The sequence below is a fragment of the Achromobacter sp. 10T422 genome, from assembly GCF_056394065.1.
In genome coordinates, this window is the sequence record NZ_JBFTHD010000001.1 from 737,970 (window position 1) to 750,836 (window position 12,867).

The window sequence follows — 12,867 nt, forward strand, 5'->3', positions numbered from 1 at the left end:
CTAATCAGGCGATCTCATCAAGTTTGCGGCCCGCCAATGCGGCGCGGATGCTGCGATCCATCCGCCGCGCGGCGAAGTCATCGGTCGCGGCCGACAAGGCCTGCACGGCGTCTTTCACCGTGTCCACGTCCTGCGCATTTTGTGCGTCGATGGCGGCTTGCAGGCATTCGTCCACCTGCTTGCGCTCGTCGGCTTCCAGCAAGTCGCCGTCAACCGCCAGGGCGGCCTGAACGGATTCGACCAGTTGGCGCGCGTCCACCTGCTGCTCGCGCAACATGCGTGCGCGGGCATCGGTATCGGCCTGCGCCACGCTGTCGGCCAGCATCTGCGCGATCTCGTCGTCGGTCAGGCCGTACGACGGTTTGACTGACACCGCAGCTTCCACGCCAGTGCTCTGCTCGCGCGCGGTGACGCTCAGCAGGCCATCCGCATCCACCTGGAAGGTCACGCGAATGCGCGCGGCGCCCGCCACCATCGGGGGGATGCCACGCAATTCAAAACGTGCGAGCGAACGCGAGTCCGCCACAAGATCACGCTCGCCCTGCACCACGTGGATGCTCATGGCCGTTTGGCCATCCTTGAACGTCGTGAACTCTTGGGCACGCGCCACCGGAATCGTGCTGTTGCGCGGAATCACCCGCTCAACCAGGCCGCCCATGGTTTCGAGCCCCAGTGACAGCGGAATCACGTCCAGCAGCAGCCAGTCTTCGCCCGGCGCGCGGTTACCCGCCAGCAGATTGGCCTGCAAGGCCGCCCCCAGCGCCACGACTTGATCCGGGTCCAGATCGGTCAATGGCTCGGTGCCAAACACCTTGCCAACCGCGGCGCGCACAACGGGCATGCGCGTTGCGCCGCCCACCATCACGACGCCACGCACATCGGCGGGTTTCAACGTCGCATCGCGCAACGCGCGGCGTGCGCAATCCAGCGTGCGCTCGATCAGCGGCTGCGCCAGCGTTTCAAATTCAGCGCGCGTCAGGGTCAGATTCACATCTCGGCCGTCAGACAAAGCCAGCTTCAACGTGGCAGTCTCGGCGTCCGACAAAGCTTCACGCGCGGTGCGAGCGGCCATCAGCAACCCGCGGCGATCCGCCGGCGAGAACTCGCCCGCCGCCAGCTTGGCCACGGCGTGATCAGCGATCAGCGCATCAAAGTCATCACCACCCAGCGCGGTGTCGCCGCCGGTGGAGATCACTTCGAACACGCCCTGCGTCAGACGCAAAATCGAAATGTCGAACGTGCCGCCGCCCAAGTCGTACACGGCGTACACACCTTCGGACGCGTGATCCAAACCGTAGGCAATAGCCGCAGCCGTGGGCTCGTTCAGCAGGCGCAGTACGTTCAGGCCGGCCAAACGCGCCGCATCGCGCGTCGCTTGCCGCTGAGCATCGTCAAAGTATGCCGGCACGGTGATCACCGCGCCCACCAGGTCGTCGCCCAGCACGTCTTCAGCGCGCTGGCGCAGCACCGCTAGAATCTGCGCGGACACCTCGACCGGGCTCAGATCACCCTGCGCCGTGCGGATACGCACCATGCCGGGCGCATCCACGAATTCGTAGGGGGCACGCGTGGCGCGCGCCTCTTCCAACGAACGGCCCATGAATCGCTTCACGGACACAACGGTATTCAAGGGGTCTTCGGCTTGCTGAGCCAGAGGCTCGCGGCCCGTGGTGACTTTCCCGCCGGGGAAATAACGCACCGCCGACGGCAGCAAGGCATAGCCCTGCGCGTCAGGCAACACTTCGGCCACGCTGCTGCGCACCGCCGCGACGAGAGAATTGGTAGTGCCCAGATCGATCCCGACCGCCAGCTTGCGCTGGTGCGGCGCGGGCGATTCACCGGGCTCGGATATCTGCAATAAGGCCATGATTCTATTTTTCTGGTCAGTAGGCGGCGAAGTCCTGGCGCCCGTCTCCGGGGCGCCCCAACGCAGCGTAGGGCTATCCAGCGGGCTGGGCGTGCGCCAGCTCTTCAGCCAGCTTTTCCACGAACATCCATTCCCGCACCTTGAGCCCGGCAGTCGCGTAGTCGCGTTCGGTATCCAGCAGCCGGGTCAGCGTGGCGCGCATCGCAACGCGCGCCTCTTCCAACTCCGATTGCAGGGCGGCCAACGCGGCAGCGTCGTCTCGCGCATCGTCCAGCATCTCGCGCCAGGTCATTTGCTGCATCAGGAAAGCGGTGTCCATGGACGTGTTGCTTTCGGTCTGCAAATCAACGCCTGCCTGCTCGCACAGGTAACGCGCCCGCAGCAACGGGTCGCGCAGCACACGGTAAGCCTCGTTCGCACGCGCCGCCCATTGCATGGCGACGCGGCGTTCCGCGGGGCTGGCCGTGGCAAAACGGTCGGGATGCACTTGCGCGGCGACAGCGCGCCACGACGATTCCAACGCTTGCGCGTCCAGGTCGAAGCGTGCCGGTAAGCCGAACAGGCTGAAGTGGTCGTCTCCAGCCAAGACTTACACCGTGAACGACTCGCCGCAGCCGCAGGTCGCCTTCTCGTTGGGGTTGCGGAACTTGAAACCTTCGTTCAGGCCTTCGCGGGCGTAATCCAGCTCGGTGCCATCCAGGTAAGCCAGGCTCTTGGGGTCGATGAAGACCTTTACGCCAAAGCTCTCGAACACGGCGTCTTCCGGCGCCGAGTCGTCCACGTATTCCAACTTGTAGGCCATGCCGGAGCAGCCCGTCGTCCTAACGCCGAGCCGCAAGCCGATACCCTTTCCGCGCTTTTGCAAGTAGCGGCCGATATGGGTGGCAGCCTGTTGGGTCAGGGTAACGGACATGATCAGCCTGCCACCGCTTCGGCCGGAACCGAGTGCTTTTCTTTGTAGTTCTGCACCGCGGCCTTGATCGCGTCTTCGGCCAGGATGGAACAGTGAACCTTCACCGGCGGCAGAGCCAACTCTTCAGCAATCTGCGTGTTGCGGATGTTCATGGCTTGGTCCAGCGTCTTGCCCTTGACCCATTCGGTCACGAGCGAGCTGGACGCAATGGCCGAACCGCAGCCATAGGTCTTGAAGCGCGCGTCTTCGATCACGCCAGCTTCGTTCACCTTGATCTGCAGCTTCATCACGTCGCCACAGGCGGGCGCGCCGACCATGCCGGTACCAACCGACTCGTCCGACTTGTCAAACGAACCGACGTTGCGCGGGTTTTCGTAGTGATCCAGGACTTTAGTGCTGTAAGACATATTAGTTCTCCACGTATTTCTTGGCGCGGGCGCTTAGTGCGCGGCCCACTGCACGGTGTTCAGGTCGATGCCTTCCTTGGCCATTTCCCACAGCGGCGACATATCGCGCAGCTTGCCAACACGGCTCTTGAGAAGTTCGATCGCGTAATCCACTTCCTTTTCGGTCGTGAAACGGCCCAGGGTGAAGCGGATCGAGCTGTGCGCCAGCTCGTCGTTGCGGCCCAGTGCGCGCAGCACATAGGAAGGTTCCAGGCTGGCCGAGGTGCAGGCCGAACCGCTGGAGACGGCTAGTTCCTTGATCGCCATGATCAGGGACTCGCCTTCGACATAGTTGAAGCTGACGTTCAGGTTATGCGGCACGCGCTGGTCCATGTCGCCATTCAGATAGACCTCTTCGATCTGCGACAGGCCATTCCAAAGACGATCACGCAACATGCGGATGCGTTCGTTCTCGGTGCCCATTTCTTCGCGGGCCAGGCGGAAAGCTTCGCCCATGCCGACGATCTGATGGGTGGCCAGCGTGCCAGAACGGAAACCACGCTCATGGCCACCGCCGTGCATTTGCGCTTCGATGCGGATGCGCGGCTTGCGGCGCACGTACAACGCGCCGATACCCTTGGGGCCGTAAGTCTTGTGCGCCGAGAACGACATCAGGTCGACCTTCAGCTTTTGCAGATCGATTTCCACCTTGCCGGTCGCCTGAGCGGCGTCCACGTGGAAGATGATCCCTTTCTCGCGGCAGATCTCGCCCAAGGTCTCGATGTCCTGGACAACGCCGATCTCGTTGTTGACCATCATCACCGACACCAGCACGGTGTCAGGGCGCAGCGCAGCCTTGAAGACGTCCAGATCAATCAGGCCATCATCTTTCACATTCAGATACGTGACTTCGAAGCCTTGGCGCTCGAGCTCGCGACAGGTGTCCAACACCGCCTTGTGCTCGGTCTTCACTGTGATGATGTGCTTGCCGCGCTCGGCGTAGAAGTTCGCGGCACCCTTGATGGCCAGGTTGTTGGATTCCGTTGCGCCGGAAGTCCAGACAATTTCACGCGGGTCAGCATTGACCAGCTTGGCGACTTCTTCGCGGGCGCGCTCAACGGCTTCTTCGGATTCCCAGCCAAACGAGTGGCTGCGCGATGCCGGATTGCCGAAATTCTCGTACAGCCAGGGCACCATCTTGTCCACGACGCGGGGGTCGACGGGTGTCGTGGCCGAATAGTCAAAATAAATCGGGCGGGTGGTCATATCTACAACTCCTGATACTGCTTATACGGTGGCATTGGCGGCAACGGTCGTGGTCGGGGCATTGGCGGCGGCGGCGTTCGCCCCACCCACCCGATTCACACGTACCGCGCAGGCCTGCGCTTGATTGCTGGCTTCCTGCAATTGGCGCACGCGCTGCTGATCAACGAGATCTTGCAGGGACACCGAATCCAGGTAATCGACCATCTTGCGATTCAATGTGGCCCAGAGCTCGTGCGTCATGCACTTGCCCGGCTTGCCGTCATTGCCGCTCGTACAGTCCCGTTTGCCGCCACAGCTGGTGGCGTCCAAAGGTTCATCAACCGCAAAGATGATGTCGGCAACGGTAACGTTGCGCGCAAGACGCGCAAGCGAGTAACCGCCGCCCGGACCACGCACGCTATCCACGAGTTCGTGGCGACGCAGTTTTCCGAACAGCTGTTCCAGATAGGAAAGCGAAATATTCTGACGCTGGCTGATGGCCGCAAGAGTGACCGGGCCGCTATGCTGCCGCATAGCCAGATCGATCATGGCAGTCACGGCGAAACGCCCTTTGGTAGTTAGCCGCATGGTGGGTTCCCTGTGATTCGGCAATGGCCGCCAGCGAATCCAGCGGTCAATACCCGAGTAATTGGGTCAAGTATAGCCTATTCCCGACTAATTTGGTATGGCTCCCGGCTAGAAAAAACCGCGCAGTTGCGCGGTTTTTTCACTGCCCCAGTACGCCGAGAGCCGCACTACAGGCGGCTCTACGGAAAAGCGATCAAGCTGCTTGGTACTGAGTAGCGCGCTTACGGACCAGTTCAAGAACACCCTGACAGGCGTCCTCCAGGTAGTCGAGCACCTTGCCGAAACCATCGGCGCCGCCGTAGTACGGATCAGGCACGGTGGCCTCCTCGAACTCGTTGGCGAAGCGCATCAGCAGCATCAATTTGTGCTGATAGGTTTTGGGGCACTGCTGCTGCATGGCGGACAGATTGTCCCAGTCCATGGCGAGGATAAGATCAAAATCGCGGAAATCTTCCGCGGTGACCTGACGCGCCTCACAGTGCGTGATCTCGTAGCCGCGCTTACGCGCCGCAGCCTGCGCCCGGGCATCAGGCGCCTCGCCGATGTGAAACGCGTGCGTGCCCGCAGAGTCGATGCGAACGACGTCGCCCAAACCCGCGTCGTTCACCAAATGGCGAAACACGCCCTCTGCGCTCGGCGAGCGACAGATATTGCCCATGCAAACGAAAAGTACCTTGGTCATCATGGGAGTAAGTGTGCGGGAAAACCCGAGATAAGGCAAGCTTTTTTTGCAAATCCCCGATTGGATCAGAGCAAATACATCAGCTTAATTTACCTTTAAAAATCAGTATCTTACTGATTTATTAACACCCAAACTCTTAGCTTGATATCCCATAAATTACAAGGTTTATGAAAGCCTGATTGCAGTGCAGTAGTTTTTACAACAGTTCAGCTAGCTGTCAGCAATCAGACACATTCAGAAACGCCAATTCCCTCACACGGCGCCATCCAAAAGCACCCTCTGCTTCAATGCAGTCAGGGCGTCGCGGGCGGCGGCGGCCTGCTCGAACTCCAGGTTCCGCGCGTGATCCATCATCAACTTTTCCAAACGCTTGAGCTCTCGCGCCAAGGCTTTTTCGTCTTTGAGGAACTCTGCGGGAACCGCCGCTTCCAGGGCGTCGTGCTGCACCGGCGCAACAATGCCGTCGATCAGCTCGCGCACCGCCTTCTGCACGCCACGCGCCGTGATGCCGTTATCAATGTTGAATTGCAGCTGCTTGGCGCGGCGGCGGCTGGTTTCCTCCATGGCTCGCTGCATGGAATCCGTGATGCGGTCCGCATACAGGATCGCGTGCCCGTTCAAATTGCGGGCCGCACGGCCAATGGTCTGAATCAAGCTGCGCTCTGAACGCAGGAAACCTTCCTTATCCGCATCCAGGATCGCCACCAGCGACACCTCGGGGATATCCAGGCCTTCGCGCAGCAGGTTGATCCCCACCAGCACGTCGAAAGTCCCCAGTCGCAGGTCGCGCAGAATTTCCACGCGCTCGACGGTGTCGATGTCCGAGTGCAGATACCGGACCTTCACGCCATGCTCGCTGAGGAAGTCCGTCAGATCTTCCGCCATGCGCTTGGTCAGCGTTGTGACCAGCACCCGCTCGCCCAGCGACACACGGGCCTTGATCTGGCCCAGCAAGTMATCAACCTGCGTGCGGGCAGGCAGCACCTCAACCAGCGGATCAACGAGACCCGTGGGCCGCACGACCTGCTCGACCACGTTATCTGTATGTTCTTTCTCGTAGGCGGCCGGGGTCGCCGACACGAACACGCACTGACGCATGCGGGCTTCGAACTCTTCAAGCTTGAGCGGCCGGTTATCCAAGGCGGATGGGAGACGGAATCCGTACTGAACCAGCGTTTCCTTACGCGATCGGTCACCGCGGTACATGCCGCTCAGTTGGCCGATCGTGACGTGGCTTTCGTCGATGAACATCAGCGCATCGGACGGCAGGTAGTCGATCAACGTGGGCGGAGGCTCGCCCGCCGCCGCGCCCGACAAATGCCGCGAGTAGTTCTCGATGCCCTTGCAGAAGCCTAGCTCTTGAAGCATTTCCAGGTCGAAACGGGTGCGCTGTTCCAGGCGTTGCGCTTCAACAAGATGCCCGTCATCGACGAAGCGCTTCACGCGATCACGCAGCTCTTCTTTGATGGTTTCGATGGCGCGCAGGACCGTATCGCGCGGCGTCACGTAATGCGAGCCCGGGTAAACCGTAAAGCGCGGCAGCTTTTGGCGAATGCGGCCCGTCAGCGGGTCGAAAAGCTCCAGGCTTTCGATCTCGTCATCAAACAGCGTCAGACGCAGCGCCAATTCGGCGCTTTCCGCCGGGAAAATGTCGATGGTTTCGCCACGAACCCGGAACACGCCGCGCGTGAACTCGGCGTCGTTGCGCGTGTATTGCATGGCCACCAGGCGCGCCAGAATCTCGCGGCGGGAAATCTGATCGCCGCTACGCAGGATCAGCACCATCGCGTGGTAATCGCCCGGGTTACCAATACCGTAGATGCAGGAGACCGTACCCACGATGATCGTGTCGCGGCGCTCCAGCAGGCTCTTCGTGGCCGACAGCCGCATCTGCTCGATATGCTCATTGATGGACGAGTCCTTTTCAATAAACAGATCGCGCGTCGGCACGTAGGCCTCGGGCTGGTAATAGTCGTAATACGACACAAAATACTCAACCGCGTTCTTCGGAAAGAACTCACGCATTTCTGCATAAAGCTGCGCGGCCAGCGTCTTATTAGGGGCCAGCACCAACGCGGGTCGCCCCATGCGGGCGATTACATTGGCCATGGTGTAGGTTTTGCCCGACCCCGTCACGCCCAAAAGCGTCTGGAACATGAGGCCATCTTCGACCCCTTGGGTCAGGCCTTCGATGGCTGCAGGCTGGTCACCTGCCGGCGGATAGGGTTGGTAAAGCTGAAACGGGCTATCCGGAAATTCGACAAATCCAGGTTTCACTTCCCCGCCTGGCATGGCCGCAGCCGATGCCGGCGCCGCCGTCAGATCCGCAGCGAGATCATCGGTCAGATCTCCCGCGCTGCTCGGGTCTATTGGGCTCTTGGGCATGCTAGACTGTTCCAGGGTAAACCCCCCATTATCCACAGCACATCGTACTGCGTCCACCCATCCTCATCAGAGTCCCATGAGCAACCTTTTCGATTCCGTCGAACTCGCGCCGCGCGACCCCATTCTTGGTCTGAACGAACAATACAACGCGGATACGCGTCCCGGAAAAGTCAATCTGGGCGTGGGCGTGTACTACGACGATCAGGGTCGTATCCCCTTGCTGGCCGCCGTTCGCAAAGCTGAAACCGCCCGCATTGAAGCAGCTGCCGCCCGCGGCTACCTGCCGATCGAAGGCATTGCCGGATACAACCAGGGTGCGCAAGCGCTGCTGCTGGGCAAGGACTCCGCGCTTGCCGCTGCCGGCCGCGTGCTGACCACCCAAGCGCTGGGCGGCACCGGCGCACTGAAGATCGGCGCCGACTTCCTGCATCACCTGCTGCCGGGCTCCAAGGTCCTGATCAGCAACCCCAGCTGGGAAAACCACCGCGCGCTGTTCGAACGCGCCGGGTTTGAAGTTGGCACGTACTCGTACTACGACGCCACCACCCGCGGCCTGAACTTCGACGCCATGCTGGCCGACTTGAAGGCCGCCCCGGCCAAGACCGTCGTCGTGCTGCACGCTTGCTGCCACAACCCGACTGGCGTGGACCCCACCGCCGATCAGTGGAAGCAGATCGCCGCCGTGGTCAAAGAAAACAACCTGGTCCCGTTCCTCGACATCGCCTACCAAGGCTTTGGCGAAGGCCTGAAGGAAGACGCTGCAGTCGTGCGCCTGTTCGCCGACCTGGACATGACCATGTTCATCAGCTCGTCGTTCTCGAAGTCGTTCTCGCTGTACGGCGAGCGCGTTGGTGCCCTGACGGTTGTGGCTGGCAGCAAGGACGAAGCCGTCCGCGTGCTGAGCCAACTGAAGCGTGTCATTCGCACCAACTACTCGAACCCGCCCACCCACGGCGGCACGGTGGTGTCCACGGTCCTGAACTCGCCCGAACTGTTTGCGATGTGGGAAGAAGAACTGGCCGGCATGCGTGACCGCATCCGCCTTATGCGCAAGCAACTGGTCGAAAAGATCAAGGAACATGGCGGCAAGCAGGACTTCAGCTTCGTGCTGGAACAACGCGGCATGTTCTCGTACTCGGGCCTGACCTCGGCCCAAGTTGATCGCCTGCGCGAAGAGCACGGCGTCTATGCTGTGTCCAGCGGCCGCATCTGCGTTGCCGCCCTGAACAGCGGCAACATCGACAAGGTCGCGGCCGGCATCGCAGCCGTCCTGTAAGCGTCGAATCGGAGCGGGCCGGACGGCCTGCACCCCAAAGAACGGAGCCCTTCGGGCTCCGTTTTGTTTCGGACGCCGCCCGCGGCTTGCATTTTTGCGCTGCGTCCCCCAGAATGGCGCTGTATATATGTACAGTCCGCTCGCACCGGATCATCGCCATGGCCAGCAAACTTACAGATCGCCAGCAACAAATTCTGGACCTCATCCGGCAAACCGTTACGCGCACCGGCTTCCCGCCGACGCGTGCCGAAATTGCCCAGGCTTTGGGTTTTCGCTCACCTAACGCAGCGGAAGATCACCTCAAAGCGCTGGCCCGCAAGGGCGCCATTGAGCTTACCGCCGGCGCATCGCGCGGCATCCGCTTGAAGGACAGCGCCGCTGCGTCCTCACAGACTTCCCTGCCCCTTCCCTCACTGGCACAGCTGTTGCTGCCTCTGGTGGGCCGTGTGGCCGCTGGCAGCCCCATTCTTGCGGCCGAGCACGTGGAACGCGAAGTGGGCGTCGACCCACACCTGTTTGCTCAAGCGCCCGATTACCTGCTGAAGGTTCGCGGCATGAGCATGCGCGATGCCGGTATTCTTGAAGGCGACTTGCTCGCTGTGAAGAAAGCGTCCGAAGCCCGCAATGGCCAAATCGTCGTCGCTCGCCTGGGTGACGACGTCACAGTCAAACGGCTGCAACGCACAAACGGCCATATCGAGCTGTTGCCCGAAAATCCTGACTTCCAAACCATCATTGTTGAAGCCGATCAGGAATTCGCGCTGGAAGGCATCGCGGTCGGCTTGATCCGAACTCACGCTCTGCACTGATCGCAGGAGTTTTGTGGGAGCCCTTCCCCGAAACGATCAGCCCATAAAAAACCCCGCCGCAGCGGGGTTTTTACTGGGCGCCTGCTTTCGAAGGCGCCCTGGGCTTCACGATCAGTGCTTGAGCACCGGATCAGTCGAACCCGGCTCGGCCGGCTTGGCAACCAGAGGTTCCTTTACGGCTTCGTCCTCTGCCAGAGGTTCCGGCAGACGTTCCAGCGCCAGCTCCAGCACCTTGTCGATCCAACGGACCGGCACGATCTCAAGGTGGTTCTTGACGTTGTCCGGAATCTCCGCCAAATCCTTGACGTTTTCTTCCGGGATCAAGACCGTCTTGATGCCACCACGGTGCGCCGCCAACAGCTTTTCCTTCAGGCCGCCGATCGGCAGCACTTCGCCGCGCAGCGTGATCTCGCCGGTCATGGCGACATCGGCGCGCACCGGGATGCGCGACAACGCCGACACCATGGCCGTCGTGATTGCGATGCCTGCGGACGGACCGTCCTTGGGCGTCGCGCCTTCCGGCACGTGGACGTGCATGTCGTGCTTCTCGAAGACGCTGTCAGCGAAGCCCAGACGGCGAGCACGCGAGCGCACCACCGTACGAGCCGCCTCAACCGACTCCTTCATCACGTCGCCCAGCGAACCGGTGCGTTGGATGACGCCCTTGCCGGGCATGTCCGCGACTTCGATCGTCAGCAGGTCGCCACCAACTTCCGTCCACGCCAGACCCGTCACCTGACCAATCTGGTTTTCCTTTTCGGCCATACCGAACGTGTAGCGGCGCACGCCCAGATAGTCGCTCAGGTTGTCGCCCGTGACGTTGACCGGCTTGACCTCAAGGGTCTTGCCTTCGGCCTTGGCACGATCGGTCTGGGTCAGCAACTGCTTGATGACCTTGCGGCAGATCTTGCCCACTTCGCGTTCGAGCGCACGCACACCAGCTTCGCGGGTGTAGTAGCGAACGATATCGCGCAGCGCGCTGTCATCGACCGTCAACTCGCTGTCCTTCACGCCGTTGTTCTTCATCAGCTTCGGCAGCAGATGGTCGCGGGCGATATGGATCTTTTCCTCTTCCGTGTAACCGGACAGGCGGATCACTTCCATACGGTCCAACAGGGCCGGCGGAATGTTCAGCGTGTTGCTGGTGGCCACGAACATCACGTCGGACAGGTCGAAGTCGACTTCGATGTAGTGGTCCTGGAACGTGTGGTTCTGTTCCGGGTCCAGCACTTCGAGCAACGCCGACGAAGGGTCGCCACGGAAATCCATGCCCAGCTTGTCGATTTCATCAAGCAGGAACAACGGATTGCGCACGCCAACCTTCGACATGTTCTGAACGATCTTGCCCGGCATCGAGCCGATGTACGTACGACGGTGGCCGCGAATTTCGGCCTCGTCGCGCACACCGCCCAGCGCCATGCGCACGAACTTGCGGTTCGTCGCCTTGGCGATCGACTGCCCGAGCGAGGTCTTGCCCACACCAGGAGGGCCAACCAGGCACAGAATCGGCGCCTTCACCTTGTCCACGCGCTGTTGCACGGCAAGATATTCGAGAATGCGTTCCTTGACCTTTTCCAGACCATAGTGGTCGTTGTCCAGCACCGTCTCGGCGTTGGCGATCGAGTTGTTGATCTTGCTCTTCTTCCTCCAGGGGAGGTTGATGAGCGTATCGATGTAGTTGCGCACCACCGTGGCTTCGGCCGACATGGGCGACATGAGCTTGAGCTTCTTGAGCTCGGCATCGGCCTTTTTACGGGCCTCTTTCGGCATGTGGGCAGCGATGATCTTCTTTTCAAGCTCTTCGATGTCCGCGCCTTCTTCGCCTTCGCCCAACTCCTTCTGAATGGCCTTGACCTGCTCATTCAGGTAGTAGTCGCGCTGGCTCTTTTCCATCTGCTTCTTCACGCGGCCGCGAATCCGCTTCTCGACCTGGAGAATGTCGATTTCGGTTTCGAGCTGGGTGAGCAGACCTTCAAGGCGCTCGGACGTGCCGACGATCTCGAGCATCTTTTGCTTCTGCTCGAGCTTCAGCGGAAGATGCGCGGCGATCGTGTCGGCCAGGCGTCCGGCATCATCGATGCCAGCCAGCGAGGTCAGGATCTCCGGGGGGATCTTCTTGTTGAGCTTTACGTACTGTTCGAACTGGGCGACGATCGCGCGGCGCAGGGCCTCGGTCTCGGAGCCTTGCATGGCGTCCGGCTCGATCGGCGTCACCTGGCAGGTGAAGTGCGAATCCGCATCTTCAATGCTGTTGATGCGGGCACGCTGGGTGCCTTCGACCAGCACCTTGACGGTGCCGTCGGGCAGCTTGAGCATCTGCAGGATACCGGCCACGCAACCGATCTCGTAGACGTCTTCGGGGGTGGGATCATCCTTGCCGGCGGACTTTTGGGCCACCAGCATGATGCTCTTGCCCGCTTCCATCGCAACCTCGAGCGCGCGGATAGAGCGCGGACGGCCGACGAACAGCGGGATGACCATGTGCGGAAACACCACGACGTCACGAAGTGGGAGCAGAGGGAGGTCGATCGGGTCGGAAGGCAGGGTCTGGCTGGCAGACATAGGAGGTTCCTCTGTATGACTCGGCGTATCGGGGACAGGAGACCCGGGTATACCCCGGGCTATCCACGTCAGTTACGTCTGTTATGGGAACAATAGCCGAAAATTCAAGATCTCGGCTGCCAGATATCCGAAAGGGGAAAAAAAATGCCCGGGA

11 protein-coding genes are annotated in these 12,867 nt (G+C 61.0%); 2 read left to right on the forward strand and 9 right to left on the reverse strand.

Translation table 11 applies throughout. The features are described 5' to 3' along the window. Window positions 1-4: 4 nt before the first annotated feature. From hscA to uvrB, 8 genes are all read right to left on the reverse strand, one after another. Complete coding sequence (gene hscA, locus AC1DB0_RS03090) at window positions 5-1,867, reverse strand: Fe-S protein assembly chaperone HscA (RefSeq protein ID WP_346550435.1); 1,863 nt, start codon at window positions 1,865-1,867, stop codon at window positions 5-7. 73 nt (window positions 1,868-1,940) lie between these two features. Further along, on the reverse strand, window positions 1,941-2,453 hold the full coding sequence (gene hscB / locus AC1DB0_RS03095) for a Fe-S protein assembly co-chaperone HscB (RefSeq protein ID WP_054425149.1): 513 nt from the start codon (window positions 2,451-2,453) through the stop codon (window positions 1,941-1,943). 3 nt (window positions 2,454-2,456) lie between these two features. Continuing rightward, window positions 2,457-2,780, reverse strand: coding sequence for an iron-sulfur cluster assembly protein IscA (iscA, locus tag AC1DB0_RS03100; protein WP_006225296.1), 324 nt, complete (start codon window positions 2,778-2,780; stop codon window positions 2,457-2,459). A gap of 2 nt (window positions 2,781-2,782) precedes the next feature. After that, on the reverse strand, window positions 2,783-3,187 hold the full coding sequence (iscU, locus tag AC1DB0_RS03105; protein ID WP_006225297.1) for a Fe-S cluster assembly scaffold IscU: 405 nt from the start codon (window positions 3,185-3,187) through the stop codon (window positions 2,783-2,785). Between the two features lie 33 nt (window positions 3,188-3,220). Beyond that, a complete protein-coding gene (locus AC1DB0_RS03110; RefSeq protein WP_054425147.1) occupies window positions 3,221-4,432 on the reverse strand; it encodes an IscS subfamily cysteine desulfurase in 1,212 nt (403 codons plus the stop codon). Window positions 4,433-4,453: 21 nt separating this feature from the next. Beyond that, window positions 4,454-4,999, reverse strand: a complete 546-nt coding sequence (gene iscR, locus AC1DB0_RS03115) for a Fe-S cluster assembly transcriptional regulator IscR (protein ID WP_175169279.1) — start codon at window positions 4,997-4,999, stop codon at window positions 4,454-4,456. Between the two features lie 193 nt (window positions 5,000-5,192). Continuing rightward, window positions 5,193-5,684: a low molecular weight protein-tyrosine-phosphatase gene (locus tag AC1DB0_RS03120; RefSeq protein WP_006225301.1), complete on the reverse strand. Its 492-nt coding sequence runs from the start codon at window positions 5,682-5,684 to the stop codon at window positions 5,193-5,195. Window positions 5,685-5,933: 249 nt separating this feature from the next. After that, window positions 5,934-8,066, reverse strand: coding sequence for an excinuclease ABC subunit UvrB (gene uvrB, locus AC1DB0_RS03125; protein ID WP_476758598.1), 2,133 nt, complete (start codon window positions 8,064-8,066; stop codon window positions 5,934-5,936). 76 nt (window positions 8,067-8,142) lie between these two features. On the opposite strand from uvrB, the gene AC1DB0_RS03130 reads away from it, so the two are divergent. Together AC1DB0_RS03130 and lexA are read left to right on the forward strand one after the other, a co-directional pair. Next, on the forward strand, window positions 8,143-9,342 hold the full coding sequence (locus AC1DB0_RS03130) for an amino acid aminotransferase (protein WP_054425142.1): 1,200 nt from the start codon (window positions 8,143-8,145) through the stop codon (window positions 9,340-9,342). A gap of 158 nt (window positions 9,343-9,500) precedes the next feature. Then, a complete protein-coding gene (gene lexA, locus AC1DB0_RS03135; protein WP_054425136.1) occupies window positions 9,501-10,151 on the forward strand; it encodes a transcriptional repressor LexA in 651 nt (216 codons plus the stop codon). Between the two features lie 111 nt (window positions 10,152-10,262). Here lexA and lon read toward each other — a convergent pair whose 3' ends face one another. Then, window positions 10,263-12,713, reverse strand: coding sequence for an endopeptidase La (gene lon / locus AC1DB0_RS03140; protein WP_054425133.1), 2,451 nt, complete (start codon window positions 12,711-12,713; stop codon window positions 10,263-10,265). Window positions 12,714-12,867: the final 154 nt, after the last annotated feature.

Bases quoted from the DNA above. Each gene is read 5' to 3' on its own strand.
- hscA (WP_346550435.1), bottom strand. From the start codon at position 1,867: ATGGCCTTATTGCAGATATCCGAGCCCGGTGAATCGCCCGCGCCGCAC.
- iscA (WP_006225296.1), bottom strand. From the start codon at position 2,780: ATGTCCGTTACCCTGACCCAACAGGCTGCCACCCATATCGGCCGCTAC.
- iscU (WP_006225297.1), bottom strand. From the start codon at position 3,187: ATGTCTTACAGCACTAAAGTCCTGGATCACTACGAAAACCCGCGCAAC.
- AC1DB0_RS03110 (WP_054425147.1), bottom strand. From the start codon at position 4,432: ATGACCACCCGCCCGATTTATTTTGACTATTCGGCCACGACACCCGTC.
- iscR (WP_175169279.1), bottom strand. From the start codon at position 4,999: ATGCGGCTAACTACCAAAGGGCGTTTCGCCGTGACTGCCATGATCGAT.
- AC1DB0_RS03120 (WP_006225301.1), bottom strand. From the start codon at position 5,684: ATGATGACCAAGGTACTTTTCGTTTGCATGGGCAATATCTGTCGCTCG.
- AC1DB0_RS03130 (WP_054425142.1), top strand. From the start codon at position 8,143: ATGAGCAACCTTTTCGATTCCGTCGAACTCGCGCCGCGCGACCCCATT.
- lexA (WP_054425136.1), top strand. From the start codon at position 9,501: ATGGCCAGCAAACTTACAGATCGCCAGCAACAAATTCTGGACCTCATC.
- lon (WP_054425133.1), bottom strand. From the start codon at position 12,713: ATGTCTGCCAGCCAGACCCTGCCTTCCGACCCGATCGACCTCCCTCTG.